21 protein-coding genes and 1 riboswitch are annotated in these 17,324 nt (G+C 41.5%); of the genes, 13 read left to right on the top strand and 8 right to left on the bottom strand.

Features of this window, described 5'->3' with window-relative positions; all coding sequences use genetic code 11:
* Nucleotides 1–28 precede the first annotated feature (28 nt).
* Nucleotides 29–223: a YqzE family protein gene (locus NST24_RS11600; protein ID WP_008342191.1), complete on the top strand. Its 195-nt coding sequence runs from the start codon at nt 29–31 to the stop codon at nt 221–223.
* Nucleotides 224–257: 34 nt separating this feature from the next.
* Here the strand turns inward: NST24_RS11600 and NST24_RS11595 are convergent, their stop codons facing one another.
* The gene (locus tag NST24_RS11595) at nt 258–584 is read right to left on the bottom strand and encodes a DUF3889 domain-containing protein (protein WP_342461796.1); all 327 of its coding nucleotides are present in this window, start codon (nt 582–584) and stop codon (nt 258–260) included.
* A gap of 252 nt (nt 585–836) precedes the next feature.
* On the opposite strand from NST24_RS11595, the gene tapA reads away from it, so the two are divergent.
* From tapA to NST24_RS11580, 3 genes are read left to right on the top strand one after another with little or no spacing between them, the layout of a single operon-like run.
* Nucleotides 837–1,364, top strand: coding sequence for an amyloid fiber anchoring/assembly protein TapA (tapA, locus tag NST24_RS11590; RefSeq protein ID WP_342461795.1), 528 nt, complete (start codon nt 837–839; stop codon nt 1,362–1,364).
* Between the two features lie 49 nt (nt 1,365–1,413).
* Nucleotides 1,414–1,986, top strand: a complete 573-nt coding sequence (locus NST24_RS11585; RefSeq protein WP_017357979.1) for a signal peptidase I — start codon at nt 1,414–1,416, stop codon at nt 1,984–1,986.
* Nucleotides 1,987–2,044: 58 nt separating this feature from the next.
* On the top strand, nt 2,045–2,845 hold the full coding sequence (locus NST24_RS11580; RefSeq protein WP_008342195.1) for a TasA family protein: 801 nt from the start codon (nt 2,045–2,047) through the stop codon (nt 2,843–2,845).
* A gap of 67 nt (nt 2,846–2,912) precedes the next feature.
* Here NST24_RS11580 and NST24_RS11575 read toward each other — a convergent pair whose 3' ends face one another.
* From NST24_RS11575 to NST24_RS11560, 4 genes are all read right to left on the bottom strand, one after another.
* Nucleotides 2,913–3,248 carry a helix-turn-helix domain-containing protein gene (locus tag NST24_RS11575; protein ID WP_017357978.1) on the bottom strand — a complete coding sequence of 112 codons (336 nt, stop codon included), beginning with the start codon at nt 3,246–3,248 and terminating at the stop codon, nt 2,913–2,915.
* Nucleotides 3,249–3,281: 33 nt separating this feature from the next.
* Entirely contained in the window at nt 3,282–3,446 is a 165-nt protein-coding gene (locus NST24_RS11570) for an anti-repressor SinI family protein (protein ID WP_008342197.1), read from the bottom strand.
* Between the two features lie 184 nt (nt 3,447–3,630).
* Complete coding sequence (locus NST24_RS11565; protein ID WP_342461794.1) at nt 3,631–4,428, bottom strand: YqhG family protein; 798 nt, start codon at nt 4,426–4,428, stop codon at nt 3,631–3,633.
* Nucleotides 4,429–4,442: 14 nt separating this feature from the next.
* Complete coding sequence (locus NST24_RS11560) at nt 4,443–6,113, bottom strand: SNF2-related protein (protein WP_342461793.1); 1,671 nt, start codon at nt 6,111–6,113, stop codon at nt 4,443–4,445.
* 250 nt (nt 6,114–6,363) lie between these two features.
* Nucleotides 6,364–6,471: riboswitch (glycine riboswitch) on the top strand.
* Between the two features lie 201 nt (nt 6,472–6,672).
* Here NST24_RS11560 and gcvT point away from each other — a divergent pair.
* Genes gcvT through gcvPB form a run of 3 tightly spaced genes read left to right on the top strand, consistent with a single transcriptional unit; the run spans nt 6,673 to nt 10,586 of the window.
* On the top strand, nt 6,673–7,770 hold the full coding sequence (gene gcvT, locus NST24_RS11555) for a glycine cleavage system aminomethyltransferase GcvT (protein ID WP_342461792.1): 1,098 nt from the start codon (nt 6,673–6,675) through the stop codon (nt 7,768–7,770).
* A 16-nt stretch (nt 7,771–7,786) separates the two neighbouring features.
* Complete coding sequence (gcvPA, locus tag NST24_RS11550) at nt 7,787–9,133, top strand: aminomethyl-transferring glycine dehydrogenase subunit GcvPA (RefSeq protein ID WP_035702787.1); 1,347 nt, start codon at nt 7,787–7,789, stop codon at nt 9,131–9,133.
* Nucleotides 9,126–10,586: an aminomethyl-transferring glycine dehydrogenase subunit GcvPB gene (gene gcvPB / locus NST24_RS11545; RefSeq protein ID WP_024718852.1), complete on the top strand. Its 1,461-nt coding sequence runs from the start codon at nt 9,126–9,128 to the stop codon at nt 10,584–10,586. The genes gcvPA and gcvPB overlap by 8 nt, the downstream gene beginning before the upstream one ends.
* A gap of 39 nt (nt 10,587–10,625) precedes the next feature.
* On the opposite strand, the gene NST24_RS11540 is transcribed toward gcvPB, so the two are convergent.
* Nucleotides 10,626–11,006, bottom strand: coding sequence for a rhodanese-like domain-containing protein (locus NST24_RS11540; protein WP_024718853.1), 381 nt, complete (start codon nt 11,004–11,006; stop codon nt 10,626–10,628).
* 219 nt (nt 11,007–11,225) lie between these two features.
* Here NST24_RS11540 and NST24_RS11535 point away from each other — a divergent pair, with 219 nt between their 5' ends.
* From NST24_RS11535 to NST24_RS11525, 3 genes are all read left to right on the top strand, one after another.
* On the top strand, nt 11,226–12,062 hold the full coding sequence (locus tag NST24_RS11535; RefSeq protein WP_017357972.1) for a biotin/lipoate A/B protein ligase family protein: 837 nt from the start codon (nt 11,226–11,228) through the stop codon (nt 12,060–12,062).
* 85 nt (nt 12,063–12,147) lie between these two features.
* Entirely contained in the window at nt 12,148–12,582 is a 435-nt protein-coding gene (mntR, locus tag NST24_RS11530; RefSeq protein ID WP_003215946.1) for a transcriptional regulator MntR, read from the top strand.
* Between the two features lie 103 nt (nt 12,583–12,685).
* Nucleotides 12,686–13,561: a patatin-like phospholipase family protein gene (locus NST24_RS11525; protein WP_041091753.1), complete on the top strand. Its 876-nt coding sequence runs from the start codon at nt 12,686–12,688 to the stop codon at nt 13,559–13,561.
* Here the strand turns inward: NST24_RS11525 and NST24_RS11520 are convergent.
* Both NST24_RS11520 and NST24_RS11515 read right to left on the bottom strand, forming a co-directional pair.
* Nucleotides 13,558–13,953, bottom strand: a complete 396-nt coding sequence (locus NST24_RS11520) for an SA1362 family protein (protein ID WP_024422959.1) — start codon at nt 13,951–13,953, stop codon at nt 13,558–13,560. The two genes, NST24_RS11525 and NST24_RS11520, sit on opposite strands and share 4 nt — an antisense overlap.
* 38 nt (nt 13,954–13,991) lie before the next feature.
* Nucleotides 13,992–14,948: a DUF1385 domain-containing protein gene (locus tag NST24_RS11515; RefSeq protein ID WP_039165998.1), complete on the bottom strand. Its 957-nt coding sequence runs from the start codon at nt 14,946–14,948 to the stop codon at nt 13,992–13,994.
* A gap of 221 nt (nt 14,949–15,169) precedes the next feature.
* Between NST24_RS11515 and NST24_RS11510 the strand changes: the two genes are divergently transcribed.
* The 3 genes from NST24_RS11510 to NST24_RS11500 all read left to right on the top strand — a co-directional run bounded on the left by NST24_RS11510 (nt 15,170) and on the right by NST24_RS11500 (nt 17,308).
* Nucleotides 15,170–15,697: a YqhR family membrane protein gene (locus tag NST24_RS11510; protein ID WP_057079319.1), complete on the top strand. Its 528-nt coding sequence runs from the start codon at nt 15,170–15,172 to the stop codon at nt 15,695–15,697.
* Nucleotides 15,698–15,806: 109 nt separating this feature from the next.
* A complete protein-coding gene (aroQ, locus tag NST24_RS11505; protein ID WP_007501195.1) occupies nt 15,807–16,250 on the top strand; it encodes a type II 3-dehydroquinate dehydratase in 444 nt (147 codons plus the stop codon).
* Entirely contained in the window at nt 16,247–17,308 is a 1,062-nt protein-coding gene (locus NST24_RS11500; RefSeq protein ID WP_007501193.1) for a Xaa-Pro peptidase family protein, read from the top strand. Before aroQ ends, NST24_RS11500 begins: the two co-directional genes overlap by 4 nt.
* The last annotated feature ends 16 nt before the right edge of the window (nt 17,309–17,324 follow it).

Genomic DNA, 17,324 nt, shown 5'->3' with positions numbered 1-17,324 from the left:
ACTTTAAGGAAGAAGAGGTGAGTGTTCGATGAAGACAAATGATTATGTAAAATATATGACGCAGGAAATCATTAAATATATGAATACACCACGTGACGAGCGGAAAGAACATAAACAGGAAAAAATGGAGACAAAACCACCATTTTCTCAGCGTTTATTCGGTGTTCTGCCTTTTGGCTTCTCAATGATGCTAAAAAAACGTCAACGTCATCGACAAAAGTAAAAAGCCGCCAGCAGGCGGTTTTTTTCATGCCATTTTAGCTGTATTCTTCCACAACAATGACTTTATTGACCTTGTTCGAGTAAGGGTTATAGGAAATGGTGACATATACCCCAAATTCTTTGGCCTGATCTTTCAACATAATATGATATTGCTTCACGGATTCTTTCTCCCGGTGCCGATCCCACACTTTTTGTTTGAATAAAACATGTGCTAACGGATACCGTTTTTTTGCTTCTTTGACTGCCCTTATTTCCCATTGATCTGCGGCAGCAGTGATTCCTTTTGCCTCAGCTAGATGGGCGCTTTGGATCAAAGGGCTTAACAGTAAACTGAGCATGATCATGATTCTTCCATATTTCAACTAACATCACCTCACCAATTATTATCCTGACCAAATCCTGCACTTTTATGTAAATTTTTAAGAAGTACAAATGTCACAGAAAAAAATATTGAATATGGCGAAAGAATGAGAAAATGGAAGAATTTTCTCGGTAATGTTCTTGTTTAAGAACAAAATGGACTAATTTGACGTTTTGGATTTTATAGGTAATTCCTTATACTGAGTGTAATCGTTCTTTTTAAAGAACAATTGTTCAAGGAGTTGAAAGATTCAATGAAACAGCTGCTCTTTGTACTATTTTGTGCTATTTGTTTGATTTTCACTTCTTTTTTTATTACGTCTACTAACGCTTCTTTTAACGATGTTGAGCATTCGAATTTTGTCATGAAAACATGTGAAAATTTCGAAGAGACAGATCAGCATTGCCAGCCGAAGAAATGGGATAGAAGTCATTTGAAACTGATCGATCAAACGATCATTGAGGGGACAGTCTGTGCGCCTCAAAAGCTGAGCATGTCACTAAAAAATATTGGACAACCCATCGCGCACTCTGAATGGAAGTGGGAACTACATAAAGTAGAGAGTGTTCAGGTGCCATTACAAGATGGCCATGTTATTGAAAAAGGTGCTATACAGTCCCTCTCATCAGAAGAAACGACGACTGTCACGGCAGTTAAAGCAAAAACAAATGGAATTTATTTGTTTAAAATCTATTATCCTAAAGGGTTTGGTGGTGCTGAAAAGCCATTCTTTACGTCTCAACATATGCAGCTTTCAAACTGTCAAGAAAAGGCGTCCTAAATAGGGGTTGCTTGCTGAATGAAATATGATATGTAAAGGGGAGAAAGGTATGAAAAAGTGGATGAAAATGTCTGGGAGTATTCTTTACGCGCTGGTCTTCACGATGATGATTGTGTGTATTATTGTCGTGCTGTCATCAAGGACAACAGGCGGAGATCCTCAGATCTTTGGTTATGAGTTCAAGCAAGTATTATCTGGATCAATGGAACCGGAATTTTCGACTGGTTCATTGATTGTTGTGAAACATGTCACCTCACCTGAAACACTCAAAAAAGGGGATATTATTACGTTTCAAACGAAGCAAGACCAATCCTTTGTGACTCACCGCATTGTTGGGGTGAAAGGAAAAGGAGTAAATAAAGCCTTTGAGACAAAAGGAGACCACAATATGTATCAAGACGGCACGCTCGTCAAAGCGAATCAAGTGACTGCGCAGTATACGGGCGTGAACATTCCTTATGCAGGAAAGCTTCTTTCGTATGCAGGAACTTCTGCTGGGACCGCTCTTTTGCTCATTATTCCAGGGGTGATGCTGCTTGTTTATTCAACCATTCATTTTGTTGGTGCTGCCAAACATCGAAGACATACGGCTGAGTTACACATGTCAGAGGAACAAGCATAAATTTTCGTTTGTAACCTAAATCAGGTTTCAATAAAACAATTTATTAGGGGGTTCAATCATGGCAATGAAAAAATCAATTCGTTTAGGTGTTTTATCGGGAGCGTTAGGTCTTGCTTTAATTGGAGGGGGAACGTGGGCTGCATTTAATGATGTTGAGACGGCAAACGCGGTCTACTCTACAGGAGAGCTGAATCTATCTGCAAAAGAGAATTCCGGCGCCATCAACCTTGCGAACATAAAACCTGGTGACCGTATAAAGAAGGAATTTAATTTTGAAAATAAAGGGTCTCTTGCAATTAATCAAGTGCTGATGAGTCTTGATTATAGCCAGTTTCAAGATGGAACATCAGCGAAGAATGGCGGGAAGAATACAGCTGAAGAATTCCTCAGCCAATTTCAGGTGAGTGTTCTAACGGTTGGAGCCGAAGGTGGGAATGGATACCCGAAAAATATTATTTTAGACCATGCAAACCTGCTTGACCTGCATCTATTAACGTCAAAGCAGGATCAGACCGCATTTGAAAAGCTTCGTCATGCCGTCGATGAGAAGTTTTTACATGAAAGTGGTAAAATTAATGTTGCCACCGTTGATGGATCAACAGCTCCAGAGTATGACGGCATTCCAAAGAATCCGTTTGATTACGATAAAATGGAAATGATCATTGAATTTGTCAATGACCAGACGAAGGATAAAGCGGGTAACTATATCCAAAATAAATACCAAGGCGATGCGATTCAAGTTGATCTTTCCTTCGAAGCGACTCAGTGGAATGGTTTAACGATCAATCCAAAAAAGCATACGGATGAAAAAGGCTACGTGAAAGAAAACGAAAAAGCACACAGCGAAGATAAAAAATAAAGTCAGTCTTTAGACTGATAACAAGATCTGCATAGCAATTGGAGGAGTATGCGCTAAAACATGCGCATTACTCCTCTTCTTGCTTTTTTTTCCAGATTTGATAATCTAAAAATTCACGAAATTGCTTTTTCGAAACCCCTGATGTCATTGCATCTCGAACTAGTTTTTCCCATTCACTATCTAATTGACCATCGTATTCGGTTTCATCATTTTCGTTTAACAGTGTATGAACCGAGACGTCCAGAACAGCGGAGACTTTTTCAAGAAATTGAATGGAGGGGTTTGTTTGCAAGTTTCTTTCTATTGAACTTAAATAAGACTTCGCTACCCCAGCCTTTTCGGCCAGTTCTGATAGTGAGTAGCCTTTTTCATTGCGGTATTGTTTAATACGCTGGCCAATCAATGTCATCACCTTCCTTTCGATATTATAGCACATTCAGAAAGGTTTGATAGAATGACTTCTTGCCATAGGGGGAGACTCAGAGGACTTTTCGCGTGATTTGAGAAAATGACGGACTTCTTCTACTGTTAGTCCTGCTTTGCGCGCTTCGCGTAATAATTGAACCCATTCACTGTCTAATAACTTCGTTTTCTTTTCCATACAAATACCCTCCTAAAATACTGAATCGTGTATTTCAGGCACTTAACGCATGAAATGGAAAAACACAGGTGATAAGACCTCATAGATTGCTTGCGTCATGTTTCCGCCCAATACAAACAGACAAACGTTGCTTTTGATTGATCGAAAATTTGATATCACATGAAAGGGAGGGAGACTCGCTAAGTCAGCCTCCTCTTTTTTGCTGTAAGTAAAAAAGTCCGCCATTTTCAATCGTAAGACTGATTTTTGGTTCGTATAAAGTTTTAAGTGCTTGTCTTTCTATTTCATATTCTACAGATGTGTCTGAAGTCCCTTCATAAAATTGGTTTAAAAGTTCCGAGTCTTCTTTCCACTTTTGAACAGCTCTTACCGCCCAATCATCCGGCTCTTCATTGGCATAACGTTCCATCAGGCTGTAAAGCCGTTTGACGCCGCTCTCTGGCTTAATCATCGTACTCATTGTGAAGCAATAATCAGGAATTCGAGACGATAGCTCACGCGCTTCCAGCTTCTCTTGAAATTGTTCAATGACTTCTCCGCGTATCAGATGAAGTCCAAGAGACAGCAGTTTGTCTTTTTTACGGTCTGCCAGATAGGATATTTTGACATTGAGACCAAGCCACGGCTCCAGTGCGATCTGGCTGTTTGTGAGCGGTCTGACTTTTTCGTACAGCCGAATAAAACGGCCTTGCTGTTTCACAACCTCGAATATTTGGAATAAACGAGGGGAGCCGAAGTGGACAAATTCTCCTTCGACCGAGTCATCAGCTTTTTTTTGATCGGTGATCAAAGTCAATTGCCGCGGCTCAGGTACGCCTCCCGTTTTTTCGAGCCAATGCCAATAAAAAGGACGGTTCATGATCAATTTATCCATTTCGATTGTCAGCTGTACGGTCATGTGCCCTGCACTTTCTTCAAGTATGTCGCATTGATTTGCCTGAAAGAAACGGAGAAGAAATGTGTGAATCTCGCGCTGCTCCATTGGTCAACTCTCCTTTATGAACCTTGCTGTCTTTCTTCTAAAAGCGGTGTTTGTGTTTCTGTTAAATAGGAAGCAAATTGGGTTAATTTCTTTTTCATGTCTACGTCAGACTCGTGCTGGAAGAGAATTTGATGCAATTCTGTTTCAGCATCTTGGATATCAATTCGGGTTAAAATATCATCTAGATCACCAATGACGTTTTCAAACAGCTGAATTTTTTCATATAAAAGTTTTAAAATATGTTCTTCAACTGTCCCGCTAGTTGCCATATTGTAAATGTGGACATCCCGCTCTTGACCGAGCCGGTGAATACGTCCAATTCTTTGTTCCAAGCGCATTGGGTTCCACGGAAGGTCGTAGTTGATGATTTGGTTGCAAAACTGAAGGTTGATCCCTTCGCCGCCTGCTTCTGTCGCGATGAGCACTTGCGCCCGCTCTCTAAATAAATCTTTCATCCAGTCTTTTTTACTCCGTTTAAACCCGCCTCGAAAAGGAACCGAACTGATGCCGTTTTGCTGGAGAAACCATTGTAAATAAATTTGTGTCGCACGGTATTCAGTGAAGATAATGACTTTTTCATTTAATTGTTGAATGAGTTTAACGACTTCAAGTGCTTTAGAATTTTGTTCTACCTGGTTAATTTTCTCCATGATGTGCATCATCGCAGAAGCACCTAGAATGTGTTTTTCCTCTTCTTGCATTTTTTTAATGGTCATATAGACGGCCTCACGACTCGAACAGCATTCTCTTTCTAAGGTCATAATTGAAAACATGTGCTTCGTATAGGAAGGGTTTTCTTTTAACTTACAAATTTCATCATATAGTGCTTGTTCTGTTGGGGAGAAATCAATAGAAATCGTCTTTACATGCCGCTTTGACCATTCGATGCCAGTGTCTTGTCTCCGGTTCCGAATCATGACTTTATTGACTAACTGTTTTAGCCGGTCATGGTCCTCAAGTTGAAGGTCTTTTTTGGCAAAGAGGTCTTTAAACTGTGTTTCATTACCTAAATGGCCTGGCTTCAACAGAGAAACGAGATTAAAAATTTCTCCTATTCGATTTTGGATAGGTGTGGCTGTGAGCAGTAAGCAGAACTTTTTATTCAAATTTCTCACAAACTCATAGTTTTTCGTTTTATTGTTTTTCAGTTTGTGTGCTTCATCAATAATGACCATATCGTAGGAGATGGATAAGATCGTGTCTCGATGTGGCTGTCTTTTGGCTGTATCAATTGAGGAAACCACAACATCGCACTGCTCCCACACATAGCTCTTCTTTTGCTCGACAGCATCTATGTAAAATTTCGACCGCAGTTCTTGTACCCATTGGGACACAAGGGAGGCGGGTACGAGAATGAGAATCTTTTTGGCAAGTCCGCGAATCATGTATTCTTTGATAATCAGTCCTGCTTCAACGGTTTTTCCAAGACCCACTTCATCTGCTAAAATGGCTTTCCCATTCATCTCTTCTACAACTCTTCTAGCGACTTCGAGCTGGTGTTTTAAAGGAGTAAATGCAGGCAGGTGCGCAGGTGCTTGCAGTCCTTCAAATGAATCAATGGCTGTCACTTTTTGTACTTGTGCTGCTAAACGGTACATATCCCAATTCGCCCAGGGACCGTCTGCTGTAAGCCGCTTTTGAAATTCACTTGCCCATTTTTGATCAAATATCGTTTGAATATTCAATGTGACCGCCTGCCTTTCTGGTAGAGTGATGATAAAATCGTTCTGTTTTTAAACGCTTCATTTTTTCATAGCGATTTAAAAGATGTTATATATCAATAAAAGCGAACGATAATGAATGATTATTTTAAAAATGTTAATGATTTTTCTGTTGCTCTTCATCCATTTCTAATGGTAGGATGTTGGTAAGTGATCTAGAGAATAAGTCACCCATTTTGATAGTATGTCCAATAAAGGTGAAGAATATGAGCGGATGATGGTATGGGGAGAGACCTAGCGGTTATTTTGCACTGACAGGCGCCGAAGGAGCAAGCTGAATTGGTTCAGTGAATCTCTCAGGCAAAAGTACTCTTACCGGACGCAACTCTGGAGAGTGTTTGCGCAGCGATTTTTAGCAAACCACCAAAGGGGAAAACGCACAATGATGTTGTGCTGTAAACTTTCAGGTGCAAGGACAGAGACTTCTTTTTGATAAAAGGGAGCGCTCTGTCCTTTTTTGCTGTGATTTTTTTCTGAAAATTCAGCTTGTGATGCACTGTAAGAAAAAAGGGGGAAACGATTGATGTTGAAACGAACACCGCTTTTTCATGCGTATGAAACGTTTGGCGCAAAAACCATTGACTTCGGGGGCTGGGAATTACCTGTCCAATTTTCTTCCATTAAAGAAGAACATGAAGCTGTTCGAACAAAAGCAGGGCTGTTTGACGTGTCTCACATGGGTGAGGTGGAAGTCACAGGTCAGGGAGCCCTTCCTTTTTTACAAAGGTTATTAACCAATGATCTGTCAAAGCTGACAGACGGTAAGGCACTATATACAGCCATGTGTTATGAAGATGGCGGAACGGTGGATGATCTGCTTGTCTACCAAAAAGAAAAGAACAACTATTTGCTTGTGATCAATGCTTCAAATATTGAAAAAGATGTGGATTGGCTGCTGAAACATCAAGGTGAGGAAGACGTTTTCATTAAAAATGTCTCTGATCAAACCGCCTTGTTAGCCCTTCAAGGACCTCTTGCTGCTGACATCATCAAAGATGTTGCGGATGAAGAGGTAACATCACTGAAGCCATTTACGTTTTTATCAAAAGCAATAATTGCGCAAAAAGAGGTGCTTGTATCAAGAACTGGCTATACAGGAGAAGATGGCTTTGAAATCTACTGCCAGTCAGAAGATGCTGTTCACCTTTGGACCGCTTTATTAGAAGCCGGACAGCCGAAAGGACTGATCCCATGTGGACTCGGTGCACGTGACACCTTAAGATTTGAAGCAAGACTCCCGCTTTATGGCCAAGAGCTCACGAAGGATATTTCTCCTTTAGAAGGCGGCATTGGTTTTGCTGTAAAAACGGATAAAGAAGCAGATTTTATCGGAAAAGATGCACTTCAAAAACAAAAAGAAGAAGGACCGAAGCGAAAGCTTGTCGGGATTGAAATGATAGATAAGGGGATTCCGCGGACAGACTATCCGGTCTTCTCAGGAGATAAGCAGATTGGTGTAGTCACAACCGGTACACAATCTCCAACATTAAAGAAAAATATTGGGCTTGCCTTGATTGAAACATCAGAGGCGCAGCTTGGGACAGAAGTGGAAGTGCAAGTTCGTAAAAAACGTCTAAAAGCCAAAATCGTCGCCACACCATTTTATAAAAGAGCCAAATAACGAGGAGGAATAGAGGATGAAGCACAGGTATTTGCCGCAAACAGAGCAAGATCAAAAAGAAATGCTGGATGTCATCGGTGTTCAGTCAATTGATGAGCTTTTCTCAGATATCCCAGAGAAAGTCAGATTCAAAGGTGCGTACAACATCAAAGAAGCCGCATCTGAAACAGAGCTAGTGCGGGAATTGTCTCGTCTTGCTGCAAAAAATAAAGATACAGTGGCTTATGCCTCGTTTTTAGGTGCTGGTGTGTATGATCATTACCAGCCTGTGATTGTCGACCATGTGATTTCACGTTCTGAATTTTATACAGCGTACACACCTTATCAGCCTGAAATTTCTCAAGGTGAATTGCAGGCAATCTTTGAATTTCAAACAATGATTGCTGAGCTGACTGGCATGGATCTTGCCAACTCCTCGATGTATGATGGCGGAACGGCATTAGCTGAAGCGGCTATGCTGGCAGCAGGACATACAAAAAAGAAAAAGATTGTGGTATCTGAGACGGTTCATCCTGAATCAAGAGCGGTGCTGAAAACATATGCGAAAGGACAGCATATTGAAGTCGTCGAGGTACCTGCGCGAAAAGGTCAGACCGATCTAGCCGCATTAGAAGAAGCCGTCTGCGACGAAACAGCAGCGGTCCTTGTACAATACCCAAACTTCTTCGGTGTTGTTGAACCATTAAAGGACATTGAACCGATTGCGCATAAAGGGAAAAGTTTATTCATCGTCTCAAGTAACCCGCTTGCACTTGGTTTACTGACACCACCAGGAAAGCTTGGGGCAGATATTGTCGTTGGTGATGCGCAGCCATTTGGCATTCCAGCTGCATTTGGCGGACCTCATTGTGGATATTTCGCTGTGACGAAAAAATTAATGCGGAAAGTGCCGGGGCGTTTAGTCGGGCAAACAGAAGACGAGAACGGTGTGCGAGGATTTGTGCTGACCCTTCAAGCGCGCGAGCAGCATATCCGAAGAGACAAAGCGACTTCAAACATTTGTTCAAACCAAGCATTAAATGCGTTAGCCGCTTCTGTTGCGATGACGGCGCTTGGGAAAACAGGTATCAAAGACATTGCCTATCAAAACGTACAAAAGGCCCATTATGCCAAGACGCAGGCAGAAAAACATGGGTTACAGGCTGAAATAGAGGGTGCTCATTTTAATGAATTTGTGTTGAAACTGAATGAACCTGTGAAAGAAGCGAATGAGCGATTGCTTGAAAAAGGAATCATCGGCGGATATGACTTGGGACGGGATTATCCAGAGCTTCAGCAGCATATGCTCGTCGCTGTGACAGAACTAAGAACAAAAGAAGAAATTGATACGTTCATCAAGGAATTGGGGGATCGTCATGAATAAACAAGATCAGCCGCTTATTTTTGAATTATCCAAAGAAGGAAGAATTGGTTACAGCCTGCCTGATTTAGACGTACCTGAGGAGAAGCTCCCAGATTTATTTGATGAAGCGTATATCCGCCATGAAGATGCAGAGCTGCCAGAGGTTTCTGAACTGGATATTATGCGTCACTACACAGCATTATCTAGGCGTAATCACGGGGTCGATTCTGGCTTTTATCCTCTAGGCTCTTGTACGATGAAATATAATCCAAAGATTAACGAAAAGGTGGCACGTCTTGCAGGTTTCTCGAACGTGCATCCACTTCAAGAGGCAGACACTGTGCAAGGTGCATTAGAGTTACTTTATGATTTAGGTGACCATTTAGAAGAAATTACAGGAATGGACGCCGTGACATTACAGCCTGCGGCAGGAGCACATGGCGAATGGACGGGGCTCATGATGATTCGTGCATACCATGAAGCAAGAGGAGATCTTAAACGAACAAAAGTCATCGTGCCTGATTCTGCTCATGGAACAAATCCCGCATCTGCAACAGTAGCTGGATTTGAAACGATTACGGTGGCATCTAATGAACATGGGCTTGTCGATTTAGACGACCTGCGCCGTGTTGTCAATGAAGAAACGGCGGCTCTCATGCTCACAAATCCAAATACACTCGGCCTTTTTGAAGAAAATATTTTAGAAATGGCTGAAATCGTCCACGGAGCAGGCGGGAAGCTTTATTATGATGGAGCGAACTTAAATGCTGTATTAAGCAGAGCAAGACCGGGGGATATGGGATTTGATGTGGTTCACTTAAATCTTCATAAAACCTTTACAGGTCCACACGGAGGAGGAGGCCCTGGTTCAGGTCCAGTTGGCGTGAAAAAGGATTTGATTCCATATTTGCCAAAGCCAGTGCTTGTGAAGAAAGAAGGTCGTTATTTCTTTGATTACGATCGTCCAGAATCCATCGGTCGTGTGAAACCGTTCTATGGGAACTTTGGTATCAATGTCAGAGCGTATGCGTATATCCGCTCTATGGGACCAGACGGCTTAAAGGCTGTAACGGATCATGCGGTGTTGAATGCAAACTATATGATGCGCCGCTTATGTGCTCATTATGATTTGCCATTTGACCGCCACTGTAAGCATGAATTTGTCCTTTCAGGTAAACGTCAAAAGAAACTAGGTGTGCGGACACTTGATATTGCCAAACGATTACTTGATTTTGGCTATCATCCGCCAACGATTTACTTCCCGCTAAATGTAGAGGAATGTATCATGATTGAACCAACTGAAACAGAATCAAAAGAAACCCTTGATGCATTTATTGAAGCGATGATTCAAATTGCAAAAGAAGCGGAAGAGAACCCAGAAATCGTACAGGAAGCACCACATACAACCGTTGTGAAACGAATGGATGAAACAAAGGCTGCACGGAATCCAGTGCTGGTTTTTGAAAGAAAATAAAAAGACTCATGGGGGCAATAGCTCCCAGAGTCTTTTTTGTTAGTTCTTTGTTTTAATGCGGCCACCCCATTTTTTAAAGCCGCCCTTTAAATTATAAATCTCACGACAGCCATTTTTACGTAACGTTTGAGCAGCTTTTCCGCTTCTCAAATTATTTTGGCAATAGAGATAAACAGGCTTGTCAGGGCGTATTTCATTTTTGCGCTGCTTTAATTGTGAAAGGGGAATGTTTCTTGCGCCTAAAATATGTCCACCTTCAAACTCATTTGGTTCTCTCACATCAATGAGTTGGGCTTTGCGGTAACCTTTGATAAATTCTGCTTCCGTCAGCGTTTTCATTATGCGCTGCTGATAAATGTAACTGCCGATGGAATAAAGAACGAAAAGTCCACAAAGTGAGAGGACGATATAGTTGAATATTGGCAATACGACTCGACTCCTTCTTGAGCATCAGCACAGTCACCTGTCTGATGGTACGTTTTAGACAAATACTATTATAGTAAAGCAAAAGAAACTTGTCATCATAAATGGTAAGAATTATTTTCAATTCCTTCCCTATTTGATAGACTGATGAAGAGAGAAAATCGGTGGTCACCACCATTATCTAACATTGACTACGTAAAAGAGAAGGGATTTTATATGCAAAAAGAGAAATGGTGTTTCATTGATACAGGAAACCAAGACCCAGCCTTTAACATGGCCATGGACGAAGCCTTGCTTTATTGGCATAGCGAGAAGCTGATCCCGCCTGTGATCCGTTTTTATGGTTGGAATCCAGCGACATTATCTGTTGGATATTTTCAACATGTTGAAAAAGAAATCAACATGGAAGCGGTTGAGCGCTATGGTCTTGGATTTGTTCGCAGGCCTACAGGAGGCCGCGGCGTTCTTCATGATCAGGAATTGACCTACAGTGTGATCGTGTCAGAAGAGCACCCAGAGATGCCGGCGACGGTGACAGAGGCATACCGCGTCATTTCAGAAGGGATTTTAGAGGGCTTTAAAGAACTAGGACTCGATGCATATTTTGCCATTCCTCGTACAGAAAAAGAAAAAGAAAGCTTAAAAAATCCAAGATCGTCTGTATGTTTTGATGCGCCTTCATGGTACGAGCTTGTTGTAGAAGGCAGAAAAGTAGCAGGCAGTGCGCAAACAAGACAAAAAGGTGTGATCCTCCAGCATGGCTCGATTTTAATTGATCTTGATGAGGACAAATTGTTTGATTTATTTCTGTATCCAAACGACCGGGTGAGAGAGCGGATGCAGCGTAGCTTTAAAAACAAAGCGGTGGCGATCAATGAAATTTCAGATCGAACATGTACGATAGACGATGCGCGTGTTGCATTTAAACGAGGGTTTGAAAAAGGATTAAATATCGAGCTTGTGCCTTATGAGCTGACAGATGAAGAGTTGGCATTTGTTCATCACCTCGCCAAAACGAAATACGCCACAGATGATTGGAATTACAAGCGTTAAGACGAAGGACTCTTCTTGTTTTTTAATGGGCGATGGTGTAGAATTGTTATGATTATTAAGTAAAGGTGCATTTTGGAGGGGTTTTATGACTACACCTAGTATGGAAGATTATATTGAACAAATTTATATGCTGATAGAAGAAAAAGGATATGCAAGAGTATCTGATATTGCAGAAGCCCTCGCTGTCCATCCCTCCTCTGTAACAAAAATGGTTCAGAAGCTAGATAAAGATGAATACCTCATTTATGAGAAATATCGTGGTCTAATTTTAACCCCGAAAGGCAAAAAAATTGGAAAACGTCTCGTATACAGACATGAACTGCTAGAGCAATTTTTAAGAATCATTGGTGTAGATGAAGAGAAAATTTATGATGATGTAGAAGGTATTGAGCATCATCTCAGCTGGAACAGCATTGACCGCATCGGCGACCTCGTCCAATTCTTTGAAGAAAATGATGAGCGATCCGTTCAGCTGAAAGCGATTCAAAAGAAAAACGAACAAACAAATCAAGAATCTTAAGAAAAAGGACACCCTTAGCATGGGTGTCCTTTTTGAATATAGTTCTAATGAAAGGCAAATGCTCCTACACTATTAATAGTGTGACAGAAAAGGGGGCTCCTTGATGAAGATAGATGGTGTGTTCTCAGGTGGAGGCATTAAGGGTGCAGCACTTGCAGGCGCCTATGAAGCGCTTGAAGCAAGAGGATTTCAATTTGTCCGTCTCGCTGGAACAAGTGCGGGAGCGATCATTGCTTCACTCATCGCAGCGGGTTTTACGAGTCAGGAGATTCGGGAGCTGTTAGACGAAATGGATGAGCATCAATTGCTTGACCGAAGGTGTCAATTCATCCCGTTTAAAATGCTCAGGTGGGTGTCTATTTATTGGCGTCTTGGCCTTTACAAAGGTGACCGTCTAGAAAAATGGCTGACAGACGTGTTAAAACGAAAAGGCGTCACCGTATTCGGAGATCTGAAAAAAGATACGCTCAAAATCGTCGCTTCTGATTTAACAAATGGCAAAATCCTCGTCCTTCCAGATGACCTTCCTTCCTATGGATTAAACCCAGAACGGTTTTCTGTTGCCAGAGCCATTCGGATGAGCTGCAGTCTGCCGTATTTTTTCGAACCTGTCAAACTGAGGTCTTCAAAAGGAATTTGTACCATAGTGGATGGCGGCGTGCTCAGCAACTTTCCGATTTGGCTTTTTGCTGAAGAGAAAAAAAGACCGTTTGTCGGTGTCACATTAACCCCAAACGAAAAAGAACGCCCTCAACATTCCATCCGCAATGCGTTTGAACTGTTTGGCGCTCTATTTGAAACGATGCGTGGTGCTCATGACGAAAGACATATTGCCACAAAACACGAACGTCATATTATTTTTATCCCTGTAGAACACGTCATTGCCACTGATTTTCATCTCATGACAGAAAAGAAAAAGGCGCTCGTCGATCTAGGCAGACAGAAGGCCGAGCAATTTTTAAAGAGCTGGACATTTTAAAATAAGGCGCGATTTTTCTTTTTGTTTTTCTTGCCTTCAATGACTGTCAAATGTGTTTGGCTTTTCTTTTTGAGAAGGACGGGCTTAGACTTGTGGTCAGTCGGCACGCTTCGCAAATGAGTGACCCGGTTTTTCATCTGGCTTTTCGTTTTTGGTTTAGGCTGCTGGTAGCGACGTTTTGATTGTTTGACTGCTTTACGATAAAGATTTCCTTCTGTTCCAGTTCTTCGATTCATCAGCCATCTAAATAAGAAAAATAGAACCGCTCCAATGATCACAACTGATAGCAGCATCGTAAAGAGTCTGCCTGGATTCGTTGTGAGTAAATACACAAATCCCAAAACACCTAAAGCGAAAATAATGGTAAAAGCAGGATGTACTCGGCGATTCATAACTGTCCACCTCCGAAAGAATTTACCGGATTTATAAACTAGATCACTTGATGAGCAGAATCTGATGCTTGTTTCGCAGATGCTTCCTCTAAACGAAGAAGTTCATTAAAACTTGCAATGGCTACCTCGACTTGATCATCAGAGGGTTCTTTTGTTGTGAGCAATTGCAGCCAAAGGCCAGGATAGCCAAGCACTTTAAGCACTGGCACGTCACGGAGTTTGTTTGTGAGCTGAAGCACTTCAAATGAAATGCCCAGAACAACCGGAATAAGCGCCAAGCGATTCAGAACTCTCACCCATAAAGGATCTGTCGGTACGAGTAAATAGACGAACATGCCGACAATGACAGTGAATAAAATAAAGCTGCTGCCGCATCGATAATGCAGGCGAGATTGGCTTTGGACATTTTCCACTGTGATGTCAAGATTCTGTTCATAGCAGTTTATGACTTTATGTTCTGCCCCATGATATTGAAATACCCTTTTAATTAAAGGGGTCATGGAAATAAAGTAAATATAGCCTAATAACAGGATCAATTTAAAGAATGTTTCCACTGCAATTTGTGCGAAGTTTCCAGAAAACACCGGACGCACAAGTTCGGCTAAAAAGACAGGCACTAAAGTAAAGACAAATTTACTAAAAAGAAGAGAGAGAACTCCGATCACAGCAATGCCAAAGATCATTGATAATTTCGAGCTTTTTTGTTCTTTTTCAAGAGAATGATCTTCAGAAGGATCTAAGTCATAGCGCTCGCTGGAGAAGTTTAAGTGCTTACTGCCGTTTGCGCTTGCTTCAACAAGTGCAGCAACACCCCTGACAAAAGGGATTTTCTTAAGAAAGGCGGTTCGTTTATTGGAGGTCCGGGGAAGCTTTAAAAACTCAATCGACTCATCCTTACGCCGAATCGCTGTCACATAGTTCTTTTTACCTCCGAACATGACACCTTCCACAACTGCCTGCCCTCCATATGCTGGAGGTTTTGTTTGATTGGACATATTTCATCAACCTGCCTGTTTCCTGTAATTTACATGCATTTCCTTATACCTTTATTGTACAGGAAAAGAGGGGAAATCACTAGCTCACAGGTCGATTATCTACTAGAATTCTATCTACCTCTTTTTAGCCAGTATACCCTGTTATAAAAATTTTACACTCTCGCACGGAAATCCTTTTTTTTCATGACATTTTGGACATACTACTTGCTGGAGGTGTTCATATGAAACGTGATGAAAAGAAAAACCAAGAAGAAAAAAATCAATCAGTACAAACGTCTTCAATGGTGGCAAGGGCAGCAGCTACAGGTTTTGCCGGCGGAGTTTTTTGGGGCTTTATCGGATTTCTGACCCATATGTTTCATTTTTCAGAGGTGAGTCCAAATATGCTGTTGCAGCCATTTGTGCTTGGTGAATGGAAAAAAGGCGGACTTGGTACATTTATGAGTATTGTACTTTTAGGGATTTTATCTATTGGAGCAGCCTTTATTTATTATGGACTGCTCAAACGGATCAAAGGTTTTTGGATGGGGCTGATCTATGGCGCGATTTTATGGCTGCTTGTTTTTTATGTATTTAATCCTATATTCCCCGATGTGAAGCAAGTGCAAGATTTGCAGCAAAGCACCATTGTGACGACATTTTGCCTATATATTTTATATGGCATGTTTGTCGGATACAGTATTTCATTTGAATACAATGAATTAACGAGTCAGAAGCTTGCAAGGGCACTCGGGAAAAAGACAGAATAAAGTGTAAATCCACCATTCATATGATAAAATTATTTTTGGAAACGAAAGGTTTCTAAGGAAAAAGAAACAGACATCGATATAGAGTGAATTAGGGTGAAGGAGTGGTCATATGCCTCATTTTCTAGTGCTGAATGGGCCCAACTTAAATAGGCTCGGCAAGAGAGAGCCAGGAGTTTATGGAAGTAAAACATTAACAGATTTAGAAACGGATTTGTTTCAGTTTGCAGAAAGAGCAAATATTCAATTGACGTTCTTTCAATCGAATCACGAGGGAGATTTGGTCGATGCGCTCCATGAAGCAGAAGATCAGTACGATGGCGTCGTGTTTAACCCGGGTGCTTTTACCCACTATAGCTATGCACTGAGAGATGCCATTGCAAGTATTACGTTACCTGTCATCGAAGTACATATCACAAATGTTCATAAGAGAGAGGAATTCCGCCATCATTCGGTTCTTGCTCCAGTATGCCAAGGTCAAATCGTTGGACTTGGTTTAGAAGGATATAAATTGGCGATTCGTTATTTAGTCAGTGAAGGGGGAGCAGTATCATGAAACTTGAAAAACTAAGAAAACTTTTAGCCGAATTAGACATAGATGGTTTAGTGATTACGAGCAGCTTTAATTTACATTATATGACGAGTTTTACTGGATCAGCCGGTCTTGCCATCGTTTCAAAGGATCGAGCCGCCTTTATTACGGATTTCCGTTACACGGAGCAAGCCAAGGATCAAGTAAAGGGCTATGACATCATTGAACATAAAGGAAACATTGTGGAAACTGCTGTCCAAACGGCAAACGAATTTGGGGTGAAACGTCTTGGTTTTGAACAAAACCATATGACATTTGCCACCTACCAGCAGTACTCGGGGAAAGCAAGCGGTATCGAGCTTGTTCCAGTCTCGGAATCAGTTGAAAAGTTGCGCTTGATTAAGTCTAATGAAGAGATTAAGATATTAGAGGAAGCTGCGAAGATTGCAGATCATGCCTTTGATCATATTCTCACGTACATCAAGCCGGGCCTGACAGAAATTGCGGTCATGAACGAGCTTGAATTTTTCATGAGAAAAGAAGGGGCAGAAGGATCTTCATTCGATATGATTGTTGCCTCTGGCGTTCGTTCAAGCCTGCCACACGGGAGAGCGAGCGAAAAGGTGATTGAATCTGGCGACTTGGTGACACTGGATTTCGGTGCCTATTATAAAGGCTATTGTTCAGACATGACAAGAACCATTGCTGTAGGAACACCAAGCGACAAATTAAAGGAAATTTATCATATCGTATTAGAAGCAGAAAACGCTGGTGTGGATAAAATCAAGCCAGGCTTAACAGGAAAAGAAGCTGATCGCATCACACGAGACATCATTGAAAAGTATGGCTACGGTCAATACTTCGGGCATTCGACTGGACATGGTCTTGGTATGGAAGTACATGAAGCACCTGGCCTTTCCTCACGCTCAGATGTCGTGTTAGAAGAGGGAATGGTTGTGACAGTTGAACCAGGCATTTACTTGCCGGATGTCGGCGGCGTGAGAATTGAGGATGATATTGTCCTGACAGCTGACGGCAATAAACGATTGACCCACTCACCGAAAGAACTTATCATATTATGATGGTGAAATGTAGGAG

The sequence above is a fragment of the Bacillus sp. FSL R5-0286 genome, assembly GCF_038593245.1.
Taxonomy (GTDB): Bacteria; Bacillota; Bacilli; order Bacillales; family Bacillaceae; genus Bacillus; species Bacillus altitudinis.
This window is presented reverse-complemented; position numbering and strand designations above follow the sequence as displayed.